The sequence below is a fragment of the Gilliamella sp. X-57 genome (assembly GCF_057063565.1).
Map to the genome: position 1 here is coordinate 33556 of NZ_JBXSQI010000014.1, position 25521 is coordinate 59076.

The 25521-nt window shown below is 39.0% G+C and carries 41 protein-coding genes and 1 CRISPR repeat array; of the genes, 36 read left to right on the plus strand and 5 right to left on the minus strand.

Features of this window, described 5'->3' with window-relative positions:
• Window positions 1-5: 5 nt before the first annotated feature.
• The 33 genes from iscU (at window position 6) to rplQ (ending at window position 17613) form a co-directional block, all read left to right on the plus strand.
• On the plus strand, window positions 6-392 hold the full coding sequence (gene iscU / locus ACYIAL_RS07685) for a Fe-S cluster assembly scaffold IscU (RefSeq protein WP_065586702.1): 387 nt from the start codon (window positions 6-8) through the stop codon (window positions 390-392).
• A complete protein-coding gene (iscA, locus tag ACYIAL_RS07690) occupies window positions 392-715 on the plus strand; it encodes an iron-sulfur cluster assembly protein IscA (RefSeq protein ID WP_065638305.1) in 324 nt (107 codons plus the stop codon). The genes iscU and iscA overlap by 1 nt, the downstream gene beginning before the upstream one ends.
• A gap of 15 nt (window positions 716-730) precedes the next feature.
• A complete protein-coding gene (hscB, locus tag ACYIAL_RS07695) occupies window positions 731-1249 on the plus strand; it encodes a Fe-S protein assembly co-chaperone HscB (protein ID WP_483751361.1) in 519 nt (172 codons plus the stop codon).
• A 36-nt stretch (window positions 1250-1285) separates the two neighbouring features.
• Window positions 1286-3145, plus strand: a complete 1860-nt coding sequence (hscA, locus tag ACYIAL_RS07700) for a Fe-S protein assembly chaperone HscA (RefSeq protein ID WP_483751362.1) — start codon at window positions 1286-1288, stop codon at window positions 3143-3145.
• A gap of 14 nt (window positions 3146-3159) precedes the next feature.
• Window positions 3160-3498: an ISC system 2Fe-2S type ferredoxin gene (gene fdx, locus ACYIAL_RS07705; protein ID WP_065638308.1), complete on the plus strand. Its 339-nt coding sequence runs from the start codon at window positions 3160-3162 to the stop codon at window positions 3496-3498.
• A gap of 374 nt (window positions 3499-3872) precedes the next feature.
• Window positions 3873-4184, plus strand: a complete 312-nt coding sequence (gene rpsJ / locus ACYIAL_RS07710) for a 30S ribosomal protein S10 (protein WP_006120582.1) — start codon at window positions 3873-3875, stop codon at window positions 4182-4184.
• A 31-nt stretch (window positions 4185-4215) separates the two neighbouring features.
• Window positions 4216-4842, plus strand: coding sequence for a 50S ribosomal protein L3 (gene rplC, locus ACYIAL_RS07715; RefSeq protein ID WP_065634454.1), 627 nt, complete (start codon window positions 4216-4218; stop codon window positions 4840-4842).
• A gap of 16 nt (window positions 4843-4858) precedes the next feature.
• Window positions 4859-5461 (plus strand): 50S ribosomal protein L4, encoded by a 603-nt coding sequence (gene rplD, locus ACYIAL_RS07720; RefSeq protein WP_065638309.1) that lies wholly within the window; start codon window positions 4859-4861, stop codon window positions 5459-5461.
• Window positions 5458-5760 (plus strand): 50S ribosomal protein L23, encoded by a 303-nt coding sequence (gene rplW, locus ACYIAL_RS07725; protein ID WP_034885052.1) that lies wholly within the window; start codon window positions 5458-5460, stop codon window positions 5758-5760. Before rplD ends, rplW begins: the two co-directional genes overlap by 4 nt.
• 18 nt (window positions 5761-5778) lie before the next feature.
• Entirely contained in the window at window positions 5779-6603 is an 825-nt protein-coding gene (rplB, locus tag ACYIAL_RS07730; protein ID WP_065558580.1) for a 50S ribosomal protein L2, read from the plus strand.
• Window positions 6604-6622: 19 nt separating this feature from the next.
• Window positions 6623-6901: a 30S ribosomal protein S19 gene (gene rpsS / locus ACYIAL_RS07735; protein ID WP_024496505.1), complete on the plus strand. Its 279-nt coding sequence runs from the start codon at window positions 6623-6625 to the stop codon at window positions 6899-6901.
• 13 nt (window positions 6902-6914) lie between these two features.
• A complete protein-coding gene (rplV, locus tag ACYIAL_RS07740; protein WP_034884235.1) occupies window positions 6915-7247 on the plus strand; it encodes a 50S ribosomal protein L22 in 333 nt (110 codons plus the stop codon).
• Between the two features lie 14 nt (window positions 7248-7261).
• On the plus strand, window positions 7262-7999 hold the full coding sequence (rpsC, locus tag ACYIAL_RS07745) for a 30S ribosomal protein S3 (RefSeq protein WP_065638310.1): 738 nt from the start codon (window positions 7262-7264) through the stop codon (window positions 7997-7999).
• 12 nt (window positions 8000-8011) lie between these two features.
• Window positions 8012-8422, plus strand: coding sequence for a 50S ribosomal protein L16 (gene rplP, locus ACYIAL_RS07750; protein ID WP_034911153.1), 411 nt, complete (start codon window positions 8012-8014; stop codon window positions 8420-8422).
• Window positions 8423-8614 carry a 50S ribosomal protein L29 gene (gene rpmC / locus ACYIAL_RS07755; RefSeq protein WP_034902373.1) on the plus strand — a complete coding sequence of 64 codons (192 nt, stop codon included), beginning with the start codon at window positions 8423-8425 and terminating at the stop codon, window positions 8612-8614. It begins immediately after the preceding gene.
• Between the two features lies 1 nt (window position 8615).
• Complete coding sequence (gene rpsQ / locus ACYIAL_RS07760) at window positions 8616-8876, plus strand: 30S ribosomal protein S17 (RefSeq protein WP_034911151.1); 261 nt, start codon at window positions 8616-8618, stop codon at window positions 8874-8876.
• A 194-nt stretch (window positions 8877-9070) separates the two neighbouring features.
• On the plus strand, window positions 9071-9442 hold the full coding sequence (gene rplN, locus ACYIAL_RS07765; protein ID WP_025314392.1) for a 50S ribosomal protein L14: 372 nt from the start codon (window positions 9071-9073) through the stop codon (window positions 9440-9442).
• Between the two features lie 10 nt (window positions 9443-9452).
• Window positions 9453-9767 carry a 50S ribosomal protein L24 gene (rplX, locus tag ACYIAL_RS07770; protein WP_065561017.1) on the plus strand — a complete coding sequence of 105 codons (315 nt, stop codon included), beginning with the start codon at window positions 9453-9455 and terminating at the stop codon, window positions 9765-9767.
• Between the two features lie 17 nt (window positions 9768-9784).
• Complete coding sequence (gene rplE, locus ACYIAL_RS07775) at window positions 9785-10324, plus strand: 50S ribosomal protein L5 (RefSeq protein WP_065558584.1); 540 nt, start codon at window positions 9785-9787, stop codon at window positions 10322-10324.
• A gap of 11 nt (window positions 10325-10335) precedes the next feature.
• Window positions 10336-10641 (plus strand): 30S ribosomal protein S14, encoded by a 306-nt coding sequence (rpsN, locus tag ACYIAL_RS07780; RefSeq protein WP_025314395.1) that lies wholly within the window; start codon window positions 10336-10338, stop codon window positions 10639-10641.
• A 17-nt stretch (window positions 10642-10658) separates the two neighbouring features.
• A complete protein-coding gene (gene rpsH, locus ACYIAL_RS07785; RefSeq protein WP_065567155.1) occupies window positions 10659-11051 on the plus strand; it encodes a 30S ribosomal protein S8 in 393 nt (130 codons plus the stop codon).
• A gap of 11 nt (window positions 11052-11062) precedes the next feature.
• A complete protein-coding gene (gene rplF, locus ACYIAL_RS07790) occupies window positions 11063-11596 on the plus strand; it encodes a 50S ribosomal protein L6 (RefSeq protein ID WP_065638311.1) in 534 nt (177 codons plus the stop codon).
• Window positions 11597-11605: 9 nt separating this feature from the next.
• Window positions 11606-11959 carry a 50S ribosomal protein L18 gene (rplR, locus tag ACYIAL_RS07795; protein WP_025314398.1) on the plus strand — a complete coding sequence of 118 codons (354 nt, stop codon included), beginning with the start codon at window positions 11606-11608 and terminating at the stop codon, window positions 11957-11959.
• A 14-nt stretch (window positions 11960-11973) separates the two neighbouring features.
• On the plus strand, window positions 11974-12474 hold the full coding sequence (rpsE, locus tag ACYIAL_RS07800) for a 30S ribosomal protein S5 (protein WP_025314399.1): 501 nt from the start codon (window positions 11974-11976) through the stop codon (window positions 12472-12474).
• A gap of 6 nt (window positions 12475-12480) precedes the next feature.
• A complete protein-coding gene (gene rpmD / locus ACYIAL_RS07805) occupies window positions 12481-12660 on the plus strand; it encodes a 50S ribosomal protein L30 (protein ID WP_025314400.1) in 180 nt (59 codons plus the stop codon).
• Window positions 12661-12665: 5 nt separating this feature from the next.
• Entirely contained in the window at window positions 12666-13100 is a 435-nt protein-coding gene (gene rplO, locus ACYIAL_RS07810) for a 50S ribosomal protein L15 (protein ID WP_065567153.1), read from the plus strand.
• A gap of 8 nt (window positions 13101-13108) precedes the next feature.
• The gene (secY, locus tag ACYIAL_RS07815) at window positions 13109-14449 is read left to right on the plus strand and encodes a preprotein translocase subunit SecY (RefSeq protein ID WP_174796560.1); all 1341 of its coding nucleotides are present in this window, start codon (window positions 13109-13111) and stop codon (window positions 14447-14449) included.
• A gap of 26 nt (window positions 14450-14475) precedes the next feature.
• Window positions 14476-14589, plus strand: coding sequence for a 50S ribosomal protein L36 (gene rpmJ / locus ACYIAL_RS07820; RefSeq protein ID WP_025314403.1), 114 nt, complete (start codon window positions 14476-14478; stop codon window positions 14587-14589).
• Window positions 14590-14758: 169 nt separating this feature from the next.
• A complete protein-coding gene (rpsM, locus tag ACYIAL_RS07825; protein WP_065638313.1) occupies window positions 14759-15115 on the plus strand; it encodes a 30S ribosomal protein S13 in 357 nt (118 codons plus the stop codon).
• Window positions 15116-15130: 15 nt separating this feature from the next.
• Window positions 15131-15520 (plus strand): 30S ribosomal protein S11, encoded by a 390-nt coding sequence (gene rpsK / locus ACYIAL_RS07830; protein WP_025314405.1) that lies wholly within the window; start codon window positions 15131-15133, stop codon window positions 15518-15520.
• Window positions 15521-15561: 41 nt separating this feature from the next.
• Window positions 15562-16182, plus strand: a complete 621-nt coding sequence (gene rpsD / locus ACYIAL_RS07835) for a 30S ribosomal protein S4 (RefSeq protein ID WP_065567150.1) — start codon at window positions 15562-15564, stop codon at window positions 16180-16182.
• A gap of 25 nt (window positions 16183-16207) precedes the next feature.
• On the plus strand, window positions 16208-17197 hold the full coding sequence (locus tag ACYIAL_RS07840; protein WP_483751363.1) for a DNA-directed RNA polymerase subunit alpha: 990 nt from the start codon (window positions 16208-16210) through the stop codon (window positions 17195-17197).
• A gap of 29 nt (window positions 17198-17226) precedes the next feature.
• Window positions 17227-17613, plus strand: a complete 387-nt coding sequence (gene rplQ, locus ACYIAL_RS07845) for a 50S ribosomal protein L17 (RefSeq protein WP_034884211.1) — start codon at window positions 17227-17229, stop codon at window positions 17611-17613.
• Between the two features lie 191 nt (window positions 17614-17804).
• Here the strand turns inward: rplQ and ACYIAL_RS07850 are convergent, their stop codons facing one another.
• From ACYIAL_RS07850 to fabI, 4 genes are all read right to left on the minus strand, one after another.
• Window positions 17805-18008 (minus strand): SlyX family protein, encoded by a 204-nt coding sequence (locus tag ACYIAL_RS07850; protein ID WP_085247156.1) that lies wholly within the window; start codon window positions 18006-18008, stop codon window positions 17805-17807.
• A 59-nt stretch (window positions 18009-18067) separates the two neighbouring features.
• Entirely contained in the window at window positions 18068-18736 is a 669-nt protein-coding gene (gene radC / locus ACYIAL_RS07855) for a RadC family protein (RefSeq protein WP_174796561.1), read from the minus strand.
• Window positions 18737-18909: 173 nt separating this feature from the next.
• Complete coding sequence (gene slyD / locus ACYIAL_RS07860; RefSeq protein WP_174796562.1) at window positions 18910-19485, minus strand: peptidylprolyl isomerase; 576 nt, start codon at window positions 19483-19485, stop codon at window positions 18910-18912.
• Between the two features lie 204 nt (window positions 19486-19689).
• Entirely contained in the window at window positions 19690-20478 is a 789-nt protein-coding gene (fabI, locus tag ACYIAL_RS07865) for an enoyl-ACP reductase FabI (RefSeq protein WP_174796563.1), read from the minus strand.
• 193 nt (window positions 20479-20671) lie between these two features.
• Between fabI and tehB the strand changes: the two genes are divergently transcribed.
• On the plus strand, window positions 20672-21532 hold the full coding sequence (tehB, locus tag ACYIAL_RS07870; RefSeq protein WP_483747038.1) for an SAM-dependent methyltransferase TehB: 861 nt from the start codon (window positions 20672-20674) through the stop codon (window positions 21530-21532).
• Between the two features lie 43 nt (window positions 21533-21575).
• On the opposite strand, the gene fmt is transcribed toward tehB, so the two are convergent.
• The gene (fmt, locus tag ACYIAL_RS07875) at window positions 21576-22538 is read right to left on the minus strand and encodes a methionyl-tRNA formyltransferase (RefSeq protein WP_174796565.1); all 963 of its coding nucleotides are present in this window, start codon (window positions 22536-22538) and stop codon (window positions 21576-21578) included.
• Between the two features lie 893 nt (window positions 22539-23431).
• Between fmt and ACYIAL_RS07880 the strand changes: the two genes are divergently transcribed.
• The gene (locus tag ACYIAL_RS07880; protein ID WP_174796566.1) at window positions 23432-23611 is read left to right on the plus strand and encodes a hypothetical protein; all 180 of its coding nucleotides are present in this window, start codon (window positions 23432-23434) and stop codon (window positions 23609-23611) included.
• Window positions 23605-23886, plus strand: coding sequence for a hypothetical protein (locus ACYIAL_RS07885; RefSeq protein ID WP_174796567.1), 282 nt, complete (start codon window positions 23605-23607; stop codon window positions 23884-23886). The genes ACYIAL_RS07880 and ACYIAL_RS07885 overlap by 7 nt, the downstream gene beginning before the upstream one ends.
• A gap of 778 nt (window positions 23887-24664) precedes the next feature.
• Window positions 24665-25292: a CRISPR direct-repeat array (repeat unit 28 nt; unit sequence CTTTAACGCCGCATAGGCGGTTTAGAAA).
• Window positions 25293-25521: the final 229 nt, after the last annotated feature.

The following is a 25521-nucleotide window of genomic DNA, read 5'->3' on the forward strand; positions in this document are numbered from 1 at the left end:
AAATTATGGCATATAGTGAAAAAGTCGTTGATCATTATGAAAACCCACGTAATGTTGGTTCATTTGATCAAAATGATCCTAATGTTGGTAGCGGTATGGTTGGCGCGCCAGCGTGTGGCGATGTGATGCGTCTACAAATCAAAGTGAATGATAATGGGATTATTGAAGATGCTAAGTTCAAAACTTATGGTTGTGGTAGTGCAATTGCATCAAGTTCCTTGGTTACAGAATGGATAAAAGGTAAATCATTAGACGAAGCAGGAGCGATCAAAAATACGGATATTGCTAAGGAGCTTGCTTTACCTCCAGTAAAAATCCATTGTTCGATACTAGCGGAAGATGCAATTAAAGCAGCTATTGAAGACTATAAAACCAAAAAAGGACAACGCTAATGGCAATCACATTGACTAATAGCGCAGCTGATCGTGTCCAAGCTTTCCTTGCCAATCGAGGAAAAGGTATTGGGTTACGATTAGGTGTTAAAACATCCGGTTGTTCTGGTATGGCGTATGTTTTAGAGTTTGCCGATGTGATTAATGATGATGATAGTGTCTTTGAAGACAAACAAGTCAAAGTTATCGTGGATAAAAAGAGCTTAGTCTATATTGATGGCACTGAACTTGATTTTGTTAAAGAAGGATTAAACGAAGGTTTCAAGTTTAATAATCCTAATGTGCAACACGAATGCGGTTGCGGTGAAAGCTTTAATGTGTAATTGGACACAATAATTATGGTTAATTACTTTGAGCTATTTAATTTGCCGGTTCAATTACCGGTGAATACCGCTGAGCTAACGACTTGTTATCAACAATTGCAAAGGCAATATCACCCAGATAATTTTGCCGTTGCAACCGATAATGATAAAGTGGCAATTGTTCAAAAATCAGCAACCATTAATGATGGTTACCATACGTTAAAAAATCCAATCAAAGCTGCCGAGTATTTTTTATCTCTACAAGGTTTTGATGTGGCAACTGAACAAAATATTATTCATGATGCCGATTTTTTAATGGAGCAATTTGTTTTGCGTGAAAGGCTTGATGAAATCGAGAGTAAAGGGAATTTTGCATTATTAGATGATTTTCAAGCTGAGGTTGTTGCGCGACAGAATATTGTTTATGACGGATTATTACAATTTATTGCTAATCAAGATTGGTCAACTGCACTTAATCAGATCTATAAAATCCGCTATCTTGCTAGGTTGATTGAACAAATCGAAAAGTTACAAGAAAAGCAATTTGATTTATAATTTAAAATAAGTAACGTATCGATAGAGATAGATTAAATGGTATTATTACAGATCAGTGAACCAGGGCAAACTCCACTACCACATCAGCGTCGCCTTGCGGTGGGGATTGATCTTGGTACAACGAATTCATTAGTAGCAACGGTTCGAAGCGGAAAAGCAGAGGTATTACCTGATTTAGAAGGTAATTCACTGTTACCATCCGTTGTGCATTATGGTGTTGATTATGATGATAACCCTATTATTACAATTGGAAAAAATGCTAAAGACAATGCCGTTAATGATCCGCAAAATACTGTCAGTTCTATTAAGCGATTAATGGGGCGAAGTTTATCTGATATAGATTTATCGCATTTTCCTTATACTTTTTCGCAAACTGAAAATGGTGTTCCTTTATTAAACTTGTCTAATGTTCAAGTCAATCCGATACAAGTTTCATCAGAAATTCTCACCGCTTTATCTGAGCGGGCAAAAGAGAGTTTGCAAGGTGAAATTGATGGTGTAGTTATTACTGTGCCAGCTTATTTTGATGATGCACAACGGCAAGCAACGAAAGATGCTGCAAAGTTAGCCGGTTTGCATGTATTGCGTTTACTCAATGAGCCCACAGCTGCTGCTATTGCCTATGGTTTAGATTCAGGAAAAGAAGGTGTTATCGCTGTTTATGATTTAGGTGGTGGTACTTTTGATATTTCTATTTTGCGCTTAAATAAAGGTGTTTTTGAAGTCCTAGCAACCGGTGGTGATTCTGCACTTGGTGGTGATGATTTTGATCGGTTATTGGCTGACTATATAAAGAGGGAATTAGGGTTAGTTAATAATATAGACCCTTATATTAATCAAAAAATCAGTAACCAAGCGACTGAAATAAAGATTTTACTGAGTCGTCAAGATTCGGCTGTATTGTCGCTTGATAATCAGTCATTGACTATTACCCGCCAGCAATTTCAACAATTAATTGAGCCATTGGTTAAACGTACTTTGGCCGTTTGTCGCCGAGCGTTAAAAGATGCAGAGATTAGTGTGGATGAAGTGGTTGAAGTTGTTATGGTTGGTGGCTCTACTCGCGTGCCATTAGTACGGCAATCAGTGGGACATTATTTCAAAACACATCCGTTAACATCTATTGATCCTGATAAAGTAGTTGCCATTGGTGCAGCTATTCAAGCTGATATTTTGGTTGGAAATAAACCTGATTCGGATATGTTATTGCTTGATGTGATCCCATTGTCGTTAGGCATTGAAATCATGGGCGAATTGGTTGAAAAAATCATTCCACGTAATAGTACGATTCCGTGTGCAAGGGCTCAAGAGTTTACCACTTTTAAAGATGGTCAAACTGCGATGATGATTCATGTTTTACAAGGAGAACGTGAAAGTGTCTCTGACTGTCGATCGTTGGCTCGTTTTACATTGCAAGGTATCCCACCGCTGCCAGCCGGTGGCGCGCACATTAGGGTGACTTTTCAAGTTGATGCCGATGGTTTATTAAATGTTACAGCAATGGAAAAATCAACGGGTATTGAAGCGACTATCCAAGTAAAACCTTCATATGGATTAACTGATAATGAAATTGCTGATATGATTCAAGATTCAATCAGTAATGCAGAGCAAGATAAACAGATCCGAATGCTTGCTGAACAAAAAGTTGAGGCAGCTAGAGTACTTGAAAGCTTACAAAGCGCTTTAGATAAAGATGCTGACTTATTAAATGAAAAGGAATTGAGCCTGATTTTAGCAGCTAAGCATCAATTACAAGTAGCGAGTGAATCAGATAATAGTTACGCAATTGAAAAGCAAATAAAAATTGTAGATAACGTGACACAAGATTTTGCTGCCAAGCGAATGGACAGGTCTATTCGTCATGCTTTAACTGGTCATAGAGTTGATGATATTTAACTAACGAGATTATTATGCCAAAAATTACTTTTTTACCGAATGCCGATCTTTGCCCAGATGGAAAAACTGTTGAGGCGCAAGAAGGCGAATCTATTTTAGAAGTGGCATTGCGCAATGATATTGAAATTGAGCATGCGTGTGAAATGTCATGTGCTTGTTCTACATGCCACTGTATTGTTCGCAAAGGGTTCGATTCTCTAGAAGAAAGTGATGAGCAGGAAGATGACATGTTAGACAAAGCGTGGGGTGTTGAACCTCATAGCCGTTTAAGTTGCCAAGCTCGCGTCACGAATCAAGATCTAGAGGTTGAGATTCCAAGATATAGCCTTAATCATGCCAAAGAAGATCATTAACTTGCTATCATAATGACGAATGATACCCATTATAGTTCACTATAAAAATTAATCTTAAATCTGGTTATTTGATTGAAATTTGATGTTTGTAAATCAATAACCAGAAAAAACGCTTTATCTTTAAACCCAAATATCTGTATTTATTTCTTGCCGTTAGTTAACTAAAGGGGTATAATCCATCCACTTTGTTTATTGCCTTTATATAAGCAAATGATAAAAAGATATAATCGTTATGTAGAAAATAGCTAATTATATCAACAATACTCCCGATTTGGGGGTTACGAAAAAGAACGGATTACACTCTCCTGTCAATCGAAACAGGGAAAGAGGAGTAGTCTTTTGTTATAACTTTTAAATAATGGAGCTCTGGTCTCATGTCGAACCAAAGAATCCGTATCCGGTTAAAAGCGTTTGATCATCGTTTGATTGATCAATCAACTGCTGAAATTGTAGAAACTGCGAAGCGCACTGGTGCGCAAGTTCGTGGTCCTATTCCATTACCGACACGCAAAGAGCGTTTTACTGTATTGATTTCTCCGCACGTTAATAAAGATGCGCGTGATCAATACGAGATTCGCACTCATAAACGTCTAGTTGATATCGTTGAGCCAACTGAAAAAACAGTTGATGCTTTAATGCGTCTAGATCTTGCTGCCGGTGTTGATGTGCAGATCAGTTTAGGTTAATCCTAAGCTGAATGATTGAGAGGTCGAAACAATGATTGGTTTAATCGGTCGTAAAGTAGGAATGACACGTATCTTCACCGAAGAAGGTGTTTCTATTCCTGTCACCGTAGTAGAAGTTCAAAGCAACCGTATTACTCAAGTAAAAACCCTTGAGAATGATGGTTATCAAGCTATTCAGGTTACTACTGGCAGTAAAAAAGCAAGCCGCGTAAACAAACCTGAAGCAGGTCATTTCGCTAAGGCTGGCGTTGAAGCTGGTCGTGGTCTATGGGAATTCCGTTTTGAAGAAGGCGAATTTGCTGTAGGTCAAAGTATTAACGTTGATATTTTCACAGACGTTAAAAAAGTTGATGTTACTGGAACATCTAAAGGTAAAGGTTTTGCTGGCGTCACTAAGCGTTGGAATTTCCGTACACAAGATGCAACTCATGGTAACTCTTTGGCACACCGTGGTCATGGCTCTATTGGTCAAAACCAAACTCCGGGTAAAGTGTTTAAAGGTCGTAAAATGGCAGGTCACCTAGGTAATGAACGTGTAACCGTTCAAAACTTAGATATTGTGCGTGTTGATGCTGAACGTAATCTTTTATTAATTAAAGGTGCAGTTCCTGGCGCAATCAATAGTGACGTAATTGTTAAACCGGCAATCAAGGCTTAACGTCGAGGAGATAGAGATGGAATTAGTAGTAAAAGACGCGCAAGCGCTTTCTGTTTCCGAAACTACCTTCGGACGTGAGTTTAATGAAGCGTTAGTTCACCAAGTAGTTGTTGCTTATGCATCTGCTGCTCGTCAAGGCTCACGCGCACAAAAAACTCGTGCAGAAATCGCTGGTTCAGGCAAAAAACCATGGCGTCAAAAAGGCACAGGTCGTGCTCGTTCAGGTTCTGTTAAGAGCCCAATTTGGCGCAGTGGTGGTGTAACATTTGCAGCAAAACCGCAAGATCATAGCCAAAAAGTTAACCGTAAAATGTATCGTGGTGCATTAAAGAGTATTTTCTCTGAATTAGTGCGTCAAGAACGTTTAGTTGTGGTTGAAACATTTACTGTTGAAGCACCTAAGACTAAATTATTAACTCAGAAATTAAATGATATGAACCTTAACGATGTTCTTATTATCGCTTCTGAAGTTGATGAAAATCTTTTCTTAGCAGCACGTAACTTGCATAAAGTTGATGTGCGTGATGTGGCAGGTATTGATCCAGTTAGTTTGATTGCATTTGACAAAGTGGTTATCACTGTTGATGCCGTTAAACAAGTAGAGGAGATGTTAGCATGATTCGTGAAGAGCGTCTGCTTAAAGTCCTGCGAGCACCACATGTTTCTGAAAAAGCATCTATTTCAATGGAAAAAACAAATACATTAGTATTGAAAGTTGCTAAAGATGCTACTAAGAGAGAGATTAAAGCCGCAGTTGAACAACTATTTGAAGTTAAAGTAGATGACGTTAATACCCTTGTTGTTAAAGGTAAAGTTAAACGTCGTGGTCAACAAATCGGTCGCCGTAGCGACTGGAAAAAAGCTTACGTTACTTTAGCAGAAGGTCAAAATTTAGACCTTGCTGGCGTCGCTGAGTAATTCGGAGGAGTAAGAACAATGGCAGTTGTTAAGTGTAAACCTACATCTCCGGGTCGTCGCCACGTTGTTAAAGTGGTTAACCCAGAGTTGCATAAAGGTAAGCCTTATGCACCGTTGCTTGATTCAAAAAGCAAAACTGGTGGTCGCAATAATAATGGTCGAATCACTACCCGTCATATTGGTGGTGGTCATAAACAACATTATCGTATTGTCGACTTTAAGCGCAATAAAGATGGTATTCCAGCAGTTGTTGAACGTTTGGAATACGATCCAAATCGTAGTGCAAATATTGCATTAGTTTTATATAAAGACGGTGAACGTCGTTATATTTTAGCGCCTAAAGGCTTAAAAGCAGGTGATCAGATCCAATCTGGCGTTGATGCATCAATTAAAACAGGTAACTGTTTACCAATGCGCAACATCCCAGTCGGTTCTACCGTGCATAATATTGAAATGAAACCAGGTAAAGGCGGACAACTTGCTCGCTCTGCTGGTAGTTATGTTCAAATCGTTGCGCGTGATGGTGCATATGTAACATTGCGTTTGCGTTCAGGTGAAATGCGTAAAGTATTATCTGATTGCCGTGCTACTATTGGTGAAGTGGGTAATTCAGAGCATATGCTTCGTGTATTAGGTAAAGCGGGTGCAACGCGTTGGCGTGGTGTTCGTCCTACTGTTCGCGGTACAGCAATGAACCCGGTAGACCATCCACATGGTGGTGGTGAAGGTCGTAACTTTGGTAAACATCCTGTGTCTCCATGGGGTCAAAAAGCCAAAGGATTGAAAACGCGTAGCAACAAACGTACTGATAAGTATATTGTTCGCCGTCGCAATAAGAAATAATTAATATAGAGGATTAGCTATGCCACGTTCTCTCAAGAAGGGTCCTTTCATTGACCTACACTTGCTGAAGAAGGTAGAGAAAGCGGTGGAAAGCGGGGACAAGAAACCAATTCGTACTTGGTCCCGTCGTTCAACGATCTTTCCTAATATGATCGGATTGACCATCGCTGTCCATAATGGTCGTCAGCACGTTCCAGTTTATGTTTCCGACGAAATGGTTGGTCATAAATTGGGTGAATTCGCGCCGACTCGTACTTATCGCGGTCACGCAGCTGATAAGAAAGCTAAGAAGAAATAAGTAGGAGAAAGAGATGGAAACAATTGCAAAGTACCGCCACGCTCGTTCTTCTGCACAAAAAGTTCGCTTAGTTGCAGATCTTGTTCGCGGTAAGAAAGTGTCTCAGGCACTAGATATTTTAACGTACACCAATAAAAAAGCGGCTGTACTTGTTAAAAAAGTATTAGAGTCTGCTATTGCTAATGCAGAGCATAACGATGGTGCTGATATTGATGATCTAAAAGTTGCGAAAATTTTCGTAGACGAAGGCCCAACCATGAAGCGTATTATGCCTCGTGCGAAAGGTCGCGCAGATCGAATTTTGAAGCGTACGAGTCACATCACCGTGATCGTCTCAGATCGCTAGGCTGGAGAATAGCAATGGGTCAAAAAGTAAATCCAAATGGTATCCGATTAGGCATTGTCAAGCCTTGGACATCTACATGGTATTCGGGTACAAAGACATTCGCTGATAATTTAGAAAGTGATTTTAGAGTGCGTCAATTCTTGAACAAAGAATTAGCACAAGCATCAATCTCTAAAATTGTGATCGATCGTTCAGCAGAAACTAACGTTCGCATTACTATTCACACTGCTCGTCCGGGTATTGTGATTGGTAAAAAAGGTGAGGACGTTGAAAAATTACGTAATGCCGTAGCTTCTATTGTCAATAAATATAAAGACAAAAAAGAGAAACGTGATGTTGCAGTACAAATTAATATTGCCGAAGTTCGTAAACCAGAACTAGACGCAAAATTAGTTGCTGATAGCATTACTTCTCAGTTAGAACGCCGTGTTATGTTCCGTCGTGCGATGAAACGTGCGGTACAAAACGCAATGAAAGCGGGTGCTAAGGGTATCAAAGTTGAAGTAAGTGGTCGTTTAGGCGGCGCTGAAATTGCTCGTAGTGAATGGTATCGTGAAGGACGTGTGCCTTTACATACATTACGTGCTGACATCGACTATGGATTGTCTGAAGCATTAACTACCTATGGTATTATTGGTGTTAAAGTGTGGATCTTCAAAGGTGAGATCCTTGGTGGTATGGCTGCCGTTGAACAAGCAGAAAAACAACCTGCTGCTCAACCGAAAAAGCAGCGCAAAGGCCGAAAACAATAAGGAGCGTCGCTGATGTTACAACCAAAGCGTACAAAATTCCGTAAAGTGCACAAGGGCCGCAATCGTGGTCTAGCTGTAAGTACTGATGTTAGTTTCGGTACATTCGGTCTTAAGGCTGTAGGTCGTGGTCGTTTGACTGCGCGCCAGATCGAAGCGGCACGTCGTGCAATGACTCGTGCAGTTAAGCGTCAAGGTAAAATCTGGATTCGAGTTTTCCCTGATAAACCAATTACCGAAAAACCACTTGCGGTGCGTATGGGTAAAGGTAAGGGTAACGTTGAATACTGGGTTGCACAGATTCAACCAGGTAAAGTCCTTTATGAAATGGACGGTGTACCGGAAGAAGTTGCTCGTGAAGCATTTGCGTTGGCAGCTGCAAAACTGCCAATTAAAACCACCTTTGTGATTAAGACGGTGATGTAAATGAAAGCAAAAGAGCTACGCGAAAAAAGCGTTGAAGAGTTAAATACTGAACTTCTTAATTTATTACGTGAGCAATTTAACTTACGTATGCAATTAGCTGGAGGTCAGTTAACACAGACTCATATGTTAAAACAAGTGCGTCGTAATATTGCACGTGTTAAAACATTATTAACTGAGAAGGCGGGTGCGTAATATGACTACTGAAGTAAAAATTCGTACTCAGCAAGGTCGTGTTATTAGCGACAAAATGGATAAATCTATTACTGTAGCTATAGAACGTAAAGTGAAGCATCCGTTATATGGTAAGTTCATTAAACGTACGACTAAATTGCATGTACATGACGAAAACAACGAGTGTGGTATTGGGGATACTGTAGAAATTAAAGAGTGTCGTCCATTATCAAAAACCAAATCTTGGACTCTTGTTCGAATCGTTGAAAAAGCAGTTATCTAATCTTTTTGATTAAAAACTGTACATAATATAATAAACGGCTGAGTGGCCGTTTATTTTATGCTATCCATTTTACTTGAGTGGTGTTATACTATCCGCCCTCACGTAAGTGGGTTTTTGGTTGTCTATTCTTATCCATGGTAGTTGAAGTGGATGAAGGTAGATTAGACAATAATTTATTTATACGGAGCATTAAAATGATCCAAGAACAGACTAGGCTAGATGTTGCCGATAACTCTGGCGCACGTAGCGTAATGTGTATCAAGGTTCTCGGTGGATCGCACCGTCGTTATGCAGCGGTAGGTGATATCATCAAAGTTACCATTAAAGAAGCAATTCCACGTGGTAAAGTTAAAAAAGGTGATGTGCTTAAAGCTGTTGTAGTGCGCACTAGAAAAGGTGTTCGTCGTCCTGATGGATCTGTCATTCGTTTCGATCGTAATGCTTGTGTTATTTTAAATAATAACAGTGAGCAACCGATTGGTACGCGTATTTTTGGACCGGTCACTCGTGAACTTCGTTCTGAGAAGTTTATGAAGATCATTTCATTAGCACCAGAAGTACTGTAAGGAGCGGGTAATGGCAGCGAAAATCCGTCGAGAAGATGAAGTTATCGTGTTAACCGGTAAAGATAAAGGTAAACGCGGTAAAGTAAAAAGCGTTTTGTCTACAGGAAAAGTGATTGTTGAAGGTATTAATTTGGTGAAAAAACATCAAAAACCAGTACCTGCATTAAATCAAGAAGGTGGAATTGTTGAAAAAGAAGCAGCAATTAATGTTTCTAACGTAGCAATTTTCAACCCAGCTACAGGCAAAGCAGATCGCGTAGGCTTTCGTATTGAAGACGGTAAAAAAGTCCGTTTTTATAAGTCTACTAATGAATTAATCAATTAAGTAATTTGGAGTGTACGATGGCGAAACTGCATGATTACTACAAAGCACAGGTAGTAAATAAACTGCAAGAACAGTTTGGCTACAAATCTGTCATGCAAGTCCCTCGGATCGAAAAGATCACCTTGAATATGGGTGTGGGTGAAGCAATTACTGATAAGAAATTATTAGATAATGCGGTTGCAGATTTAGCTGCAATCAGTGGTCAAAAACCGCTTGTCACTAAAGCACGCAAATCAGTTGCTGGTTTTAAAATCCGTCAAGGGTATCCTATTGGTTGTAAAGTCACTTTACGTGGCGAACGTATGTGGGAATTTTTTGAACGTCTAGTTTATATTGCTCTTCCTCGTACTCGAGATTTTCGTGGTTTAAGCGCAAAATCTTTTGATGGTCGTGGTAACTATAGCATGGGTGTTCGTGAGCAAATCGTTTTCCCTGAAATCGATTATGATAAAGTTGATCGTGTTCGTGGTTTAGATATTACTATCACAACAAGTGCACAATCAGATGAAGAAGGCCGAGCTTTATTATCTGCCTTTAACTTCCCATTTCGTAAGTAAGGTAGGGCATAATGGCTAAACAATCAATGATTGAACGCGATAAAAAACGCGTAAAGCTAGCAGAAAAATATTTTGCAAAGCGTCAAGAATTAAAAGCGATTATCTCTGATCTTAATGCATCAGATGAAGATCGTTGGAATGCAGTGCTTAAATTGCAAACGCTTCCTCGTGATTCTAGTCCATCACGTCAACGTCGTCGTTGTCGTCAAACTGGTCGTCCTCATGGCGTCCTTCGTAAGTTTGGTTTAAGTCGTATTAAGGTTCGTGAGTCAGCCATGCGTGGTGAGATTCCTGGTCTTAAAAAGGCAAGTTGGTAATCAGGGGAGTGTTATAGATGAGCATGCAAGATCCTATAGCAGATATGTTGACCCGTATTCGTAATGGTCAATCTGCGAATAAAGTTGCAGTCACCATGCCTTCCTCTAAGCTGAAAGTGGCTATTGCCAATGTGCTAAAAGAAGAAGGTTATATCGGGGACTATAAAGTTGTTGGTGACACTAAGCCAGAATTGGAAATTACTTTAAAATATTTCCAAGGCAAAGCTGTTGTAGAAAGTATCAAACGTGTTAGCCGTCCAGGTTTACGTATTTATAAACGTAAAGATGAATTACCAAAAGTTATGGCTGGACTAGGTATCGCAGTTGTTTCTACTTCTAAAGGTGTTATGACTGATCGTGCAGCACGCCAAGCAGGTCTTGGTGGTGAAATTATCTGCTACGTAGCGTAAGGGAGAAAAAGATGTCTCGTGTTGCAAAAGCACCTGTCGTTGTTCCTGCTGGCGTAGAGGTAAAACTCAATGGTCAGGTAATTACGATTAAAGGTAAAAATGGCGAGTTATCTCGCACAATAAATAATGCGGTTGTGATTAATCAAGAAGAAGGTCAAATTAAATTTGCTCCTCGTGATGGTTTTGCAGATGCTTGGGCTCAAGCAGGTACTGCTCGCGCATTGATTAACGCAATGGTTATTGGTGTTACTGAAGGTTTTACTAAAAAACTTCAGCTAGTTGGTGTCGGTTATCGTGCACAAGTTAAAGGTAATGCAATTGGTTTATCTCTTGGATATTCACATCCAATTGAACATCAATTACCTGCAGGTGTAACAGCTGAATGTCCTTCTCAAACTGAAATCGTGCTAAAAAGTGCTGATAAACAGTTAATTGGACAAGTAGCTGCTGATATCCGTGCTTATCGTCGTCCTGAGCCTTATAAAGGTAAAGGTGTTCGTTACGCAGATGAAGTTGTGCGTACTAAAGAAGCTAAGAAAAAGTAAGGTAACACTATGGATAAGAAATCAGCTCGTATCCGTCGTGCAACTAAAGCGCGTCGCAAGATGCATGAACTACTTGCAACTCGCTTAGTGGTTCACCGCACTCCGCGTCATATTTATGCGCAGATTATCGCACCAAACGGATCAGAAGTACTGGCAGCTGCTTCTACATTAGAAAAAGCTATCAGTGAAAGTTTAAAATACACCGGAAACAAAGATGCAGCGGCGGCGGTTGGTAAAGCAATTGCTGAACGTGCATTAGCGAAAGATATCAAAGAAGTTTCATTTGATCGTTCAGGTTTCCAATATCATGGTCGAGTTCAGGCGCTAGCAGATGCTGCTCGCGAAGCTGGCCTACAGTTCTAAGGTAGGAGTTAAAGATGTCAAACATCGAAAAACAAGCTGGTGAACTGCAGGAAAAACTAATCGCAGTTAACCGAGTTTCTAAAACCGTAAAAGGTGGTCGTATTTTTAGTTTTTCTGCACTAACAGTTGTTGGTGACGGTAATGGCCGCGTAGGTTTTGGATATGGTAAAGCACGTGAAGTGCCAGCAGCAATTCAAAAAGCAATGGAAAAAGCACGTCGCAATATGATCAATGTTGCATTAAATAACGATACATTACAGCATCCAGTTAAAGGTGCTCACACAGGTTCTCGTGTTTATATGCAACCAGCATCAGAAGGTACTGGTATTATCGCTGGTGGTGCAATGCGTGCCGTTTTAGAAGTTGCTGGTGTTCGTAATGTTCTAGCTAAAGCATATGGTTCTACTAACCCAATTAATGTGGTTCGTGCAACGATTGATGGCTTAGAAAATATGAAATCACCCGAAATGGTTGCTGCTAAACGTGGTAAAACCGTCGAAGAAATTTTGGGGTAATTAACCATGGCAAAAACAATTAAAATTACACAGACTCGTAGTTCTATTGGTCGTCTACCGAAGCACAAAGCGACGTTAGTTGGTCTTGGATTACGTCGCATTGGTCATACTGTTGAGCGTGAGGATACTCCGGCTATTCGCGGTATGGTAAACCAAGTTTATTACATGGTTAAAGTAGAGGAGTAATAGTAATGCGTTTAAATACTTTATCTCCTGCGGAAGGTTCAAAGCATGCACCAAAACGTTTAGGCCGAGGAATCGGTTCTGGACTAGGTAAAACCGGTACTCGTGGTGTTAAAGGTCAAAAATCTCGTTCAGGCGGTGGCGTTCGTCGCGGCTTTGAAGGTGGTCAAATGCCTTTATATCGTCGTTTACCAAAATTTGGTTTTACCTCACGTAAAGCTCTAGTTACAGCTCAAGTTCGTCTTTCTGATTTGATGAAAGTCGAAGGCGATATTGTTGACCTAAATAGCTTGAAAGTTGCTAATGTGATTAATTCACATATCGAATATGCAAAAATTATGTTATCTGGTGAGGTAACTAAACCAGTAACTGTTCGTGGTATTCGGGTAACTAAAGGTGCTAAAGCTGCAATTGAAGCTGCTGGCGGAAAAATTGAGGAATAATTAGAAAGATGGCAAAGCAACCAGGATTAGATTTTCAAAGTGCACGAAGTGGTAGTGGTGAGCTTAAAAGACGTTTGATGTTTGTGCTTTTAGCACTTATTGTTTTTCGTCTTGGCTCTTACATTCCTGTTCCTGGTATTGATACTAAAGCGTTATCGGACTTACTAACACAAGCATCGTCAAATGGTATTGTGGGTATGTTCAATATGTTCTCTGGTGGTGCTTTAAGCCGTGCTTCAATTTTTGCTTTAGGGATAATGCCTTATATTTCTGCGTCAATTATTGTGCAGTTATTAACGTCAATTAGCCCTAAACTAGCAGAATTGAAGAAAGAAGGTGAATCAGGTCGTAAAAAAATTAGTCAGTACACTCGTTATGGCACGCTTGCTTTGGCAATTGTACAGGCAGTTGGTATTGCGACTGGTTTGCCAAATATTCCTGGTTATGAGAAAGTTGTGATTAATCCAGGATTTTCTTTCTATTTTGTTGCATCGGTTAGCTTAGTTACTGGCACTATGTTTCTTATGTGGCTAGGTGAACAGATCACAGAGCGAGGTGTAGGTAATGGTATTTCCATCATTATCTTTGCGGGTATCGTGGCTGGTCTACCTCATGCAATATATGAAACAATTGAACAAGCTCGTTCTGGTTCATTGCATCCGATTTTATTATTAGTAGTTGCTGCATTGGTGGTAGGTGTAACCTATTTTGTTGTGTTTGTTGAACGTGGTCAACGACGTATTGTTGTTAACTATGCACAAAGGCAGCAAGGTCGTCGTGTTTATGCGGCACAAAGTACACATTTACCATTAAAGATTAATATGGCAGGTGTTATTCCAGCAATATTTGCCTCAACAATTGCTATGTTACCGTCTATGATGGCTTCTTGGTTTCAAGGAGATGGTGAAGGATGGAGATATATTATTGTACTTATTGGGCAATATTTTTCTCATGAGCAACCATTATACATAATCTTTTTTGCAGCAGCGATTGTCTTCTTTTGTTTCTTTTATACAGCATTGGTTTTCAATCCAAGAGAAACAGCAGATCAGCTTAAAAAATCTGGTGCATTTATTCCAGGTATTCGCCCAGGTGAACAAACATCTAAGTATATCGACAAAGTAATGACTCGTTTAACGCTAATTGGCGCAATCTACATTACTTTTGTATGTTTGGTACCAATGTTTATGACAAGCGCAATGAATGTTCCTGTTCAATTTGGTGGAACGTCTTTATTAATTGTTGTTGTTGTAATCATGGATTTTATGGCACAAGTACAGACTTTAATGATACCAAATCGTTATGAGTCAATGTTAAAGAAAGCGAACCTTAAAGGCTACGGTCGATAAGTTAGCCAGAAGTTACGGAGAAAAAAATGAAAGTTCGTGCTTCAGTCAAGAAATTATGCAGAAATTGTAAAATTATTAAACGTAATGGCATTGTTCGTGTTATTTGCGTTGAAGGTAAACACAAGCAACGTCAAGGTTAATTTGTTTAGCCGAAAAGTTGCGCTTTTGCATATTTTTCTTGCCAAAGTATAGTAAAGCTGGCTAGAATAGCCAGCCTAGTTTTATTTGTGAGTTCACTGTTTGAGTATCCTGAAAACGGGCTTTTCAGTATGGTGAATTCGCTAAACATTAACAATAAAGGAGTGCATAGTGGCCCGTATAGCAGGCATTAACATTCCTGATCAACAACATGCTGTAATTGCTTTACAAGCAATTTATGGAATTGGAAGTACTCGCGCTAAGACTATTTGTGCTCAAGCGGGTATTCCTGAACATGTGAAGATCAGAGAACTATCTGAAGATCAGATTGAAACGTTACGTGAACAAGTCGCTAAATTCACAGTTGAAGGTGATTTACGTCGTGAAGTAACTATGAGTATCAAGCGTTTATTAGACCTTGGTTGTTATCGTGGCATGCGTCATCGTCGTGGACTACCGGTCCGTGGCCAACGCACAAAGACTAACGCTCGTACCCGTAAGGGACCGCGTAAGCCAATCAAGAAATAATTGAGGTATAATTAAATGGCAAAGACACCTGTTCGTACACGTAAACGTGTAAAAAAGCAAGTTTCTGATGGTATAGCTCATATTCATGCATCATTCAACAATACAATCGTAACTATTACCGATCGTCAAGGTAATGCGTTGGGTTGGGCAACCGCTGGTGGTTCTGGTTTCCGTGGCTCTCGTAAGTCAACTCCGTTTGCAGCTCAAGTGGCCGCAGAACGTTGTGCTGAAGCCGTGAAAGATTACGGAATTAAGAATCTAGAAGTTATGGTTAAAGGACCTGGTCCTGGTCGTGAGTCAACAATTCGTGCATTAAATGCAGCGGGTTATCGCATCACTAACATTACTGATGTTACTCCGATTCCTCATAACGGTTGTCGTCCACCAAAGAAACGTCGTGTTTAATTTTTTAAACATTGAATGTTTAGGATTATTGGAGAAATAAAATGGCAAGATATTTGGGACCAAAACTCAAATTAAGTCGTCGTGAAGGTACAGATTTATTCCTTAAGTCTGGCGTCCGAGCGGTTGATAGTAAATGTAAATTAGAACAAGCTCCTGGACAGCATGGTGCGCGTAAACCGCGTTTATCAGATTATGGTGTTCAGTTACGTGAAAAACAAAAAGTTAGACGTATTTATGGAATTTTAGAACGTCAATTCCGTAATTACTATAAAAGCGCTGCGCGTATTAAAGGCAATACCGGTGAAAACCTACTTGGTCTTTTAGAACGTCGCTTAGATAACGTTGTTTATCGCATGGGATTTGGTGCGACTCGTGCTGAAGCCCGTCAATTAGTTAGTCATAAAGCTGTTCTTGTTAATGGTCGCGTTGTTAATATTGCATCTTATCAAGTTTCACCAGAAGATGTGATTAGTGTTCGCGAAAAATCAAAAAAACAAGCACGTATTAAAGCCGCTTTAGAGTTAGCTGAACAACGTGAAAAACCAACATGGTTAGAAGTTGATGCTAGCAAAATGGAAGGTGTGTTTAAACGCTTACCAGAACGTTCAGATTTATCTGCTGACATCAACGAACATTTGATCGTCGAACTTTACTCTAAGTAAAGTTTAGCACTTAAGAGAGGACATAATGCAGGGTTCTGTAACAGAGTTTTTAAAACCTCACCTAGTTGATGTTGTTCAATACAGCCAAACACATGCTAAAGTGACTTTAGAGCCACTTGAACGTGGTTTTGGTCACACTTTAGGTAATGCACTGCGCCGCATTTTATTATCATCTATGCCGGGATATGCAGTAACCGAAGTTGAAATTGACGGTGTTCTGCATGAGTACAGTACTAAAGAAGGTGTTCAAGAAGATGTGCTTGATATTTTGCTTAATTTAAAAAAATTAGCTGTACGAGTACATACTAAAGATGATGTGATGCTGACTTTAAACAAATCAGGTATTGGTGCCGTAACCGCATCTGACATCACTCATGATGGTGATGTTGAAATTGTTAATCCTGATTTAGTAATTTGTCATCTTACTGATGTCAATGCTTCAATTAGTATGCGTATTCGTGTACAACGAGGACGTGGTTATGTCCCTGCTTCTGCTCGCGTTAAGTCAGAAGATGAAGAGCGACCAATTGGTCGTCTGTTAGTTGATGCATGTTATAGTCCTGTCGAGCGTATTGCTTATTCTGTTGATGCTGCTCGTGTGGAACAACGTACGGACTTAGATAAACTTGTTATCGATATGGAAACCAATGGTACTATCGATCCTGAGGAATCTATTCGTCGTGCATCAACTATTTTGGCTGAACAACTTGAAGCTTTCGTTGATTTACGTGATGTGCGTCAACCTGAAGTGAAAGAAGATAAACCGGAGTTTGATCCAATCCTTTTACGTCCAGTAGATGATTTGGAATTAACTGTTCGGTCTGCTAATTGCTTAAAAGCAGAAGCAGTTCATTATATTGGTGATTTAGTGCAACGTACCGAAGTTGAGTTACTTAAAACCCCTAATCTTGGTAAGAAATCGCTTACTGAAATTAAGGATGTACTCGCATCTCGTGGTTTATCTTTAGGCATGCGTCTTGAGAACTGGCCACCAGCAAGTATTGTTGAAGACTAAGATAAAATTTATATAAGAAGGATAAAGTTATGCGCCATCGTAAAAGTGGTCGTCAACTGAACCGAAATAGCAGCCATCGTCAAGCAATGTTTCGTAACATGACTAGTTCACTTGTTGAACATGAAATCATCAAAACTACATTGCCTAAAGCAAAAGAGTTGCGTCGTGTTGTTGAACCGTTAATTACGCTAGCCAAAAGCGATAGCGTAGCTAATCGCCGTCTGGCTTTTGCTCGTATCCGTGATAAAGATACAGTTAAAAAATTATTTTCAGATTTAGGTCCACGTTTTGCTACCCGTCCTGGTGGTTATGTACGTATTTTAAAATGTGGTTTCCGTGATGGAGATAATGCTCCAATGGCTTATATTGAATTAGTTGACCGCCCTGCAGTAGAAGCAGAAGCAGCAGCTGAATAATTATTAAATCATTGTGTATTAAAACCGGCTATATGCCGGTTTTTTATTTTCTAATTTAGATTGATCGTCACTACCTGATTTTACAGTTCGTTAAACTTATTAAGGGATTGCTATCTACTAAGTGGTATCCAAGATATTAATGATTTGGTAGATAAATTTCCAAATGACAACGATTTACTGTATAAGCAGCATTAATAATGCGGTGGTGGTGTTTCTTCAGATAAATTTGCAATATTTGATGGCTGAGTAGCTTGCAGTTTTTGGGACAATAACGTTAATTGTTCTTTTAATTTACTAATGTCTGCCTGAAGGTGTGTCACCATTTGGTTTAACTCTTCAATGGTGACTTCTTGAAAGGCAACTTTAGTTTCAAGTAGTTCTAGTTGTTTATTCATAAAATATGTTCATGTATAAGTTATTAGTTAATAAACTACATTGTAAGTAAAAATAGCGATTAAATCCATCCGCGTTCAGCAAAAGAGACGTACTCACCTTTTCCGATCACGATATGATCAACGATTCGAATATCAATTAAGTCACATACTTGTTCGATTTTTTGGGTAAGAATACGATCAGCTTGACTTGGTTCTGACACTCCTGAAGGGTGATTATGCGCTAAAATTAATGCTGCTGCATTATGCTGTAATGCTCGCCTTGCTATTTCGCGTGGATGAACTTCTACACAATTATAGGTACCGATAAACATCTCTTCTGAATAAATCACATGATTTTGATTATCTAAAAAAATCACCATAAAAACTTCTTGATCTTTATTCGCTAATCGACTCGCTAAATAGTGATGTGTTAGAGTTGGTGAGGTAAGCGAATTTTCTTTGGTCATTTTAACTTTTAAATATCGATGTGAAAGTTCAACAACCGCTTTTAATTGTGTGTATTTGGCTGTACCTAATCCTTTTTTTTGGCAAAAATCATTATGGCTTGCATTTATTAGATGATAAACTGAACCAAACTCATTTAATAATTTTTGCGATAACTCTAAAACCGGTAAATTACGTGTGCCAGTGCGTAAAAAAAGAGCCAGTAATTCTGCATCACTGAGTGTTTCAACCCCAAATTTCAAAAGCTTTTCACGTGGCATTAATGCAACTGATTGTGAAGGCATAATTGTTAGGTTCCAATAATTGTAAAATTCAGATTATTATAGGAAAAATTAGCAAGGTAAAATTGTAATGTAAAATATTGGGAGTTATTTCACAACTTATTAAGTAAAATTTAATAGATGGCAAATAAAAAGCGCTATACAGCGCCTTTTATAATTTCATTTTAATAGGTGGATTAGTGACAACCACATCCTCCATGACCACCGCCACAGCACCCAGTGCTTTCATCATCTTCGTCTTCATGAGCATGACCACCACAGCCACAACCACCATGTCCGTGATCATGTCCATGCTCACCATGAATATGACCATGAGCGATTTCATCTTCTGTTGCCTCACGGATAGCTAATATTTCAATATTAAATTTTAGATCTTGCCCAGCAAGCATGTGATTGCCATCAATGGTAACGTTATCGCCATCAATAGCGGTAATTTCAACTGGTAAAGAACCCTGATCAGTATCAGCAAAAAAGCGCATGCCCACTTCAAGTTCATCAACACCGACAAACACATCACGAGGAACATTTTGTACAAGTGCATCGTTAAAATCGCCATAGGCATTAATTATTTCAACGTCAAATTTATCACCAACTTGATGACCTTCTAGCGCTTTTTCAAGATCTTGTAATAGATTACCAGCACCTTGTAGATATTCAAGTGGTGCAGCAGCGGTTGCTTCGTCAACTAAGACGCCGTCTGTAGTACGCACTTGATACGCCATACTCACTACTGTATTTTTTGCTATTTTCATTTTTTCTCCAACAAACTGTTACCGTGCAAATTGGCATAGATTTTAACGGAAAAAACAGTATATGTATTCTAAATTTTATGTTTTTGTTCAAAACTTACGAAAAGAATAATATAAGTAACTAAGATAGTAATTTGATATTAAATATAATTAAAAAGGCGCAACCATTAATGGTTTAGCGCCTTTTTTATATATAATAAGGATTACTTATTTAAGTTCTAACTCATTCATTGCTGCGATACTAAATCCGCCGTCGACGTGAATTACTTCACCGGTAATGCCTGATGCTAAATCAGAACATAAAAATGCTGCTGAATTGCCGACATCTTCAGTAGTCACTGTGCGACGAATTGGGGTTACTGATTCACAGTGCGATAACATCTTTTTGAAATCTTTAATGCCTGATGCGGCAAGTGTACGAATTGGTCCAGCTGAAATGGCATTCACACGTACACCTTCTGGTCCCATGGCATTTGCCATATAGCGTACATTGGCTTCGAGTGATGCTTTAGCAAGCCCCATCACATTATAGTTAGGAATTGCACGTTCAGCGCCAAGGTAAGAAAGCGTAACCAATGCAGATCCTGGGTTTAACATTGATCGGCATGCTTTAGCCATGGCTACAAAGCTGTAAGAGCTGATATCATGAGCAATTGAAAACCCTTCACGAGTCACAGCATTAACATAATCACCATCTAATTGATCACCAGGTGCGAAAGCGATAGCGTGGACAAAACCGTCGAATTTATCCCATGTTTTTGCAAGTTCAGTAAATAGTTCTGTGATGCTTTCATCATGTGCAACATCGCAAGGTAGAACGATTTTTGAACCAAAATCAGCGGCAAACTCCTCAACACGACCTTTTAATTTATCGTTTTGGTAAGTAAAAGCGAGTTCAGCACCCTCACGATGCATAGATTGTGCAATACCGTAAGCAATAGAACGGTTACTTGCAACACCCGTAACAAGTATACGTTTGCCTGTTAAAAATCCCATAAATTGTTCCTCTAATGGTTTCACTATATAGTCTAGGATGATGAAGATTATATGTTGATCAAGCCAACTTCGCTACAATAAATTTATATTTCGCGATTTGTTATTATTTTATCTGGTATCAGTCAAGTTGTTTAGACGTTTAATAATTGACTATAATAGTCAACTATTGAACTATTTTAAGGATGATATTATTTTGGAAAATTTATTTAATTATAAAACGTTACCCGTTTGGGATGTTAAAAAATTACCACAAGTATTTTGTGAAAAACACCATACCCAAGAGGGCACATGGGCAAAGTTACACATTATTGCGGGTTGTTTAGATTGTGAGATATTAACTGAGCAAGGCGAGATCAAAAGTCAATACCATTATGATATGTTGCATCAGCCACCATTCATATCACCGTTGCAGTGGTACCGTATTGCCAAGGTATCAGATGATCTACAGTGCCAGTTGGCGTTTTATTGTCAGCCTGAGGACTATACTCATAAAAAGTACCAGATGACTAAAACACATTCTGAAGTGGTGTCAGCTTGTCAATTTATCCCTAAAGGTAAAGTATTAGATCTTGGTTGTGGCTCTGGCCGTAATTCACTTTATTTGCAATTATTAGGTTTTGAAGTCAACGCTGTTGATAAATCGGAACAGAGTATTAATAATTTACAGCAGATTATTCATAATGATAATCTAAACCATATCAATGCTTCTTTCTATGATATTAACCAAGCCAACTTAAAAGGTGAATATGATTTTATTATCTCAACGGTTGTGATGATGTTTTTACAACCAGATAAAATCCCAGATATTATTCATAATATGCAGGCTATCACCAAACGTGGCGGTTATAATCTTATCGTCTGTGCAATGTCAACGGCTGATTATCCTTGTTCTGTGGGATTTTCATTCACATTTAAAGAACAAGAATTACTCAATTATTATCAAGATTGGGAAATTCTAAAATACAATGAAAATATTGGTCAATTACATAAAACTGATATTCATGGTAATCGTATAAAATTGAGATTTGCAACACTGTTAGCGAGAAAACGATAAATATTACAGGATTAAATATCCTGTAATATTGTAGTTTGGATACTTAATCCATACTGAGCTTTTCACCAACAACAAACCAAGACTGACGAGAATTTAATAAATCTTGTGCTGACATTGGTTTTTTACCCGCTGGTTGGAGCTTTGTCATATTTAATGCCCCTTTGCTTGTTGCGATGCAAATGCCGTTTTTGTCTGCTTGCAAAATCGTGCCAGCAGGCTGTTTTGAATCAATTTCAACGACTTGAGCTTGCCATACCTTAACCGGTTCGCCATTAACGACAAAATAGCTAACCGGCCATGGGTTAAAAGCGCGAACACAACGTTCGAGTTGCTCGGCAGATAAATTCCAATCAAGTTTGGCTTCTTGTTTTGAAAGCTTTTCGGCATAGGTAACTTTCGCTTCATCTTGCTTTTCTGGTTGGATTTTCCCTTCACTGATTAACGCTAATGTATCAAGCAAGCCTTGCGGACCAAGCTTTGCTAGTTTTTCATACAGCGATGCGCTAGTATCGGCTGGCTCAATTGGGCAGGTAAGCTTATAAAGCATATCGCCTGTATCAAGCCCTGCATCCATCTGCATAATGGTAATGCCCGTTTCTTGATCTCCTGCCCAGCAAGCACGCTGAATCGGTGCTGCGCCACGCCAGTGCGGTAGTAATGAACCATGTACATTTAAACAACCCAGCTTAGGCATATCAAGCACAGCTTGTGGCAAAATTAAGCCATAAGCAACAACTATCATAATGTCAGCATTAAGTTCAGCAATGATTTTTTGATTTTCTTCTTTTTTGAGGGTTACCGGTTGATAAACCGGCAGGCTATTTTCAATCGCTAATTGTTTAACAGGGCTTGCAGTTAATTTATTACCACGACCGGCAGGACGATCTGGCTGAGTAAAAACCGCTATCACATTATGCTTCGCATCAATAAGCGATTTTAAATGGGTAGCTGCAAAATCAGGTGTTCCTGCAAAAATGATATTTAATGGTTTAGTTGCATGTGGCATAAGTATTATGTCCATATCGAAAAATTATAGGGATTATACCTGAAATTTTAGTGAGAATCTTTAATCAAAATAAGTCAGTTTTGAGACACGGCAGGGTTTCAGACGTTTTGGCCTTTTGGAGAAATAATTAACGACGGTGACAACGCCTGAAACCTAACTGTGCCCAAATTAGCTGAACCAAAAGCTCTAGACTATTAAAAAAACTTATTTATCACATTGATTATTATAATTTTATTTGATTGTCATTTTTGATAAAAAAAACAACAAGTTCGGCCCATTAAAGTTTTACCTAATCGTTTAACCGGCTAATCTTAATAAATCTATATAAAAATTGGATTAGCTACACTAAATCATACAACTTTTTAAACGGTTATACTTTAACTAGTTGAAGATTTTGCTTATTTAATAAGTATGTAAAAAAGTTAAAATAAATATAAATTTGCTTTGCGGGTAAATCATAATACTTTGTCATTTTAAACACCAGCACTGGCATATGTCTTAAACTTATCGAATGGACACCTTAGACGGGTTTTAGCTCTTACTTCGTGTATATCCTCGAAATTATCTTTCAAATTATCATCAAAATTATCTCGAAAAATCTTGTTGGCATTGGCTGTGTTATTATTGTCTTTTTCATGGAATTCGCTGGCATTAACGGGTAAAAGTGGTCGAGGGGGTAATCGTAGTGATGCTATAATACTGCTATCGTCTCAATAGGGGGGGATCCTCAAATCCGTAAGACCTAATCTTGATTTCGGCGGGGATCACTTCGCGGGTCTCGCTGACATATGGAACCCCGATTATGGATTCCTAGTTCAATCAACGGATCCAGCATCATACGTGCTTAATTTTCCAACTACGGGGCTGATGGATTATATTTTGATTTCATCATAATGGGAGAAGCAAGTGAATTGACATGGGGAGCGCCAGTTACGCATGAGGGAATTACTGCCACAGTGACGCGAAAAACAGAATGTAATGACGAAGGCTATGTCGAGTTTTGTGTGACGTTAACAGGTCTAGGGCAAGAGCTCAATGGGGTGATCCCTACCCTAATCAAATTACCGTGCTAAGGTTACCGCAGACCTTTGAGTTAGTGGGTAGAGATAGAGAGGGTAAAGAGATAGTGAAATATGGATTTGTCCTACAGAAATGGTTTTTGAACCGAGGAGCTGAATTATATTACTATCCTGATATGGTAACTTGGTGTAGTCGTTTGGGTTATCGTGTGCCACAGGTCAAGGACCTGACTAATGCAATTTGTTCTGGTCTTGGCTCAGATTTGCATTGCCAAGGATCCATTGACACAACGCACCATCAAGTGGTAATCATTATCAGCGTCAAATAGGTGCTGGATTGTTTACGGAGTGGGGCTTTATGCATCATTACACTGGTGCAGATTTCGTCTTCCAAAACTACTGGACAAGTGACACGACGAGGAATAGTAACTGTCAGTTTGATGTGGGTGCGGACAACGGTGACATTTATTTGTTCTGCTTCTCTAGCAATTACGGTGTTTGCACCGCTCCTTAGTCTAATAGTTAGTTCTTAATCTTTGGCGTGCGGGTCGAACTGATGGCACTAACTAAGTATAAGCAATCTTGCGTTTGGTAGCAGAATGTGGACTACGGCTAAGCGATTTGTATCATCCTGATACTTGTTTCTTCAAAGCCATCTTCGTTTTGCTGAGATGTTCATAATTTTTCGAGAAAAATTTGTCCGTCTGTGTTCGGTTTTAACATTCCAGCTATGATTTGTTTCTGATAAACACAGTTACGCCAAATATCCCTGTTTGGTGCATTAACCCCATTCCATTTTCGACATATTCTGACGCCGGAACAAAACAAACAAAATAGACTTTGGGTGGTGGAATGGTCTGTGTTTTTTATTTGGATACTTTTTTCATAAAAAAACAACCTAAGTGCTATTCAAAGATAGGTTAGTAAAAATATTGATTTTATTTTATTGGGTTTGTTTTGACTTTAAAACCCTCAGAACCCTTTTTTTATCGGCAATTTAAAATTCAATAAAATCAAAACATTGAAAAACAGCTCAAAAAAAGGGTTTTCAAAACTAAAATTGTTGTTTATCTTTATACAGCAAGATTTATAGAATCTTAAGTTCTACTTTAACGCCGCATAGGCGGTTTAGAAACTCACGCACTCAAAATTATTAAGCTGAACTGGCTTTAACGCCGCATAGGCGGTTTAGAAAGCGATCCATTACTCGACGCATGGGCTCAAGCACTTTAACGCCGCATAGGCGGTTTAGAAAAGTGAAAGCGTCCCCGTCTTTGTAGAATTGGACTTTAACGCCGCATAGGCGGTTTAGAAAAAATAGGATCAAATATTTCTGACGGTCTAATACTTTAACGCCGCATAGGCGGTTTAGAAAACCACCGGCTATATTTGTTTTAGTGAATAAACCTTTAACGCCGCATAGGCGGTTTAGAAACTGGTGCGGCATTTATTGTTATGTAATATTGTCTTTAACGCCGCATAGGCGGTTTAGAAAACGCAAAATTGAATTCACTATATCACTAACAACTTTAACGCCGCATAGGCGGTTTAGAAAATCCACGGACAGTTTCGCCACGCATGTCTGGCCTTTAACGCCGCATAGGCGGTTTAGAAAAAGCAGCAACAACACCGATACTACCAAGAGTGCTTTAACGCCGCATAGGCGGTTTAGAAATAGGAGTTAAAATAACGAAAAAGATGGAATCACTTTAACGCCGCATAGGCGTTTAATTCATATAAAATTAACTCGATAATTATAAGAACAATAATCCCTTCCAAAAATAAGAGGTTATTTTGTTTATCTTATTTCGGTATCAGAATGCGCCGACAACTAAGCGAAGTTAGCACGCCAAACAAAGGTGTTTGGCGTGTTTGCGCTTTGTCAGAAACACAAATTTGTCTAGAATAAATTTAGTCATCTGAGCAAAGTGAATATGACATCAAACAGGCTAGTTTCATGGATG

What these genes read in the sequence shown, in the direction of transcription:
- iscU (WP_065586702.1), top strand. Translation starts at nt 6, where the DNA reads ATGGCATATAGTGAAAAAGTCGTTGATCATTATGAAAACCCACGTAAT.
- iscA (WP_065638305.1), top strand. Translation starts at nt 392, where the DNA reads ATGGCAATCACATTGACTAATAGCGCAGCTGATCGTGTCCAAGCTTTC.
- hscB (WP_483751361.1), top strand. Translation starts at nt 731, where the DNA reads ATGGTTAATTACTTTGAGCTATTTAATTTGCCGGTTCAATTACCGGTG.
- hscA (WP_483751362.1), top strand. Translation starts at nt 1,286, where the DNA reads ATGGTATTATTACAGATCAGTGAACCAGGGCAAACTCCACTACCACAT.
- fdx (WP_065638308.1), top strand. Translation starts at nt 3,160, where the DNA reads ATGCCAAAAATTACTTTTTTACCGAATGCCGATCTTTGCCCAGATGGA.
- rpsJ (WP_006120582.1), top strand. Translation starts at nt 3,873, where the DNA reads ATGTCGAACCAAAGAATCCGTATCCGGTTAAAAGCGTTTGATCATCGT.
- rplC (WP_065634454.1), top strand. Translation starts at nt 4,216, where the DNA reads ATGATTGGTTTAATCGGTCGTAAAGTAGGAATGACACGTATCTTCACC.
- rplD (WP_065638309.1), top strand. Translation starts at nt 4,859, where the DNA reads ATGGAATTAGTAGTAAAAGACGCGCAAGCGCTTTCTGTTTCCGAAACT.
- rplW (WP_034885052.1), top strand. Translation starts at nt 5,458, where the DNA reads ATGATTCGTGAAGAGCGTCTGCTTAAAGTCCTGCGAGCACCACATGTT.
- rplB (WP_065558580.1), top strand. Translation starts at nt 5,779, where the DNA reads ATGGCAGTTGTTAAGTGTAAACCTACATCTCCGGGTCGTCGCCACGTT.
- rpsS (WP_024496505.1), top strand. Translation starts at nt 6,623, where the DNA reads ATGCCACGTTCTCTCAAGAAGGGTCCTTTCATTGACCTACACTTGCTG.
- rplV (WP_034884235.1), top strand. Translation starts at nt 6,915, where the DNA reads ATGGAAACAATTGCAAAGTACCGCCACGCTCGTTCTTCTGCACAAAAA.
- rpsC (WP_065638310.1), top strand. Translation starts at nt 7,262, where the DNA reads ATGGGTCAAAAAGTAAATCCAAATGGTATCCGATTAGGCATTGTCAAG.
- rplP (WP_034911153.1), top strand. Translation starts at nt 8,012, where the DNA reads ATGTTACAACCAAAGCGTACAAAATTCCGTAAAGTGCACAAGGGCCGC.
- rpmC (WP_034902373.1), top strand. Translation starts at nt 8,423, where the DNA reads ATGAAAGCAAAAGAGCTACGCGAAAAAAGCGTTGAAGAGTTAAATACT.
- rpsQ (WP_034911151.1), top strand. Translation starts at nt 8,616, where the DNA reads ATGACTACTGAAGTAAAAATTCGTACTCAGCAAGGTCGTGTTATTAGC.
- rplN (WP_025314392.1), top strand. Translation starts at nt 9,071, where the DNA reads ATGATCCAAGAACAGACTAGGCTAGATGTTGCCGATAACTCTGGCGCA.
- rplX (WP_065561017.1), top strand. Translation starts at nt 9,453, where the DNA reads ATGGCAGCGAAAATCCGTCGAGAAGATGAAGTTATCGTGTTAACCGGT.
- rplE (WP_065558584.1), top strand. Translation starts at nt 9,785, where the DNA reads ATGGCGAAACTGCATGATTACTACAAAGCACAGGTAGTAAATAAACTG.
- rpsN (WP_025314395.1), top strand. Translation starts at nt 10,336, where the DNA reads ATGGCTAAACAATCAATGATTGAACGCGATAAAAAACGCGTAAAGCTA.
- rpsH (WP_065567155.1), top strand. Translation starts at nt 10,659, where the DNA reads ATGAGCATGCAAGATCCTATAGCAGATATGTTGACCCGTATTCGTAAT.
- rplF (WP_065638311.1), top strand. Translation starts at nt 11,063, where the DNA reads ATGTCTCGTGTTGCAAAAGCACCTGTCGTTGTTCCTGCTGGCGTAGAG.
- rplR (WP_025314398.1), top strand. Translation starts at nt 11,606, where the DNA reads ATGGATAAGAAATCAGCTCGTATCCGTCGTGCAACTAAAGCGCGTCGC.
- rpsE (WP_025314399.1), top strand. Translation starts at nt 11,974, where the DNA reads ATGTCAAACATCGAAAAACAAGCTGGTGAACTGCAGGAAAAACTAATC.
- rpmD (WP_025314400.1), top strand. Translation starts at nt 12,481, where the DNA reads ATGGCAAAAACAATTAAAATTACACAGACTCGTAGTTCTATTGGTCGT.
- rplO (WP_065567153.1), top strand. Translation starts at nt 12,666, where the DNA reads ATGCGTTTAAATACTTTATCTCCTGCGGAAGGTTCAAAGCATGCACCA.
- secY (WP_174796560.1), top strand. Translation starts at nt 13,109, where the DNA reads ATGGCAAAGCAACCAGGATTAGATTTTCAAAGTGCACGAAGTGGTAGT.
- rpmJ (WP_025314403.1), top strand. Translation starts at nt 14,476, where the DNA reads ATGAAAGTTCGTGCTTCAGTCAAGAAATTATGCAGAAATTGTAAAATT.
- rpsK (WP_025314405.1), top strand. Translation starts at nt 15,131, where the DNA reads ATGGCAAAGACACCTGTTCGTACACGTAAACGTGTAAAAAAGCAAGTT.
- rpsD (WP_065567150.1), top strand. Translation starts at nt 15,562, where the DNA reads ATGGCAAGATATTTGGGACCAAAACTCAAATTAAGTCGTCGTGAAGGT.
- ACYIAL_RS07840 (WP_483751363.1), top strand. Translation starts at nt 16,208, where the DNA reads ATGCAGGGTTCTGTAACAGAGTTTTTAAAACCTCACCTAGTTGATGTT.
- rplQ (WP_034884211.1), top strand. Translation starts at nt 17,227, where the DNA reads ATGCGCCATCGTAAAAGTGGTCGTCAACTGAACCGAAATAGCAGCCAT.
- ACYIAL_RS07850 (WP_085247156.1), bottom strand. Translation starts at nt 18,008, where the DNA reads ATGAATAAACAACTAGAACTACTTGAAACTAAAGTTGCCTTTCAAGAA.
- radC (WP_174796561.1), bottom strand. Translation starts at nt 18,736, where the DNA reads ATGCCTTCACAATCAGTTGCATTAATGCCACGTGAAAAGCTTTTGAAA.
- slyD (WP_174796562.1), bottom strand. Translation starts at nt 19,485, where the DNA reads ATGAAAATAGCAAAAAATACAGTAGTGAGTATGGCGTATCAAGTGCGT.
- fabI (WP_174796563.1), bottom strand. Translation starts at nt 20,478, where the DNA reads ATGGGATTTTTAACAGGCAAACGTATACTTGTTACGGGTGTTGCAAGT.
- fmt (WP_174796565.1), bottom strand. Translation starts at nt 22,538, where the DNA reads ATGCCACATGCAACTAAACCATTAAATATCATTTTTGCAGGAACACCT.
- ACYIAL_RS07880 (WP_174796566.1), top strand. Translation starts at nt 23,432, where the DNA reads ATGGGAGAAGCAAGTGAATTGACATGGGGAGCGCCAGTTACGCATGAG.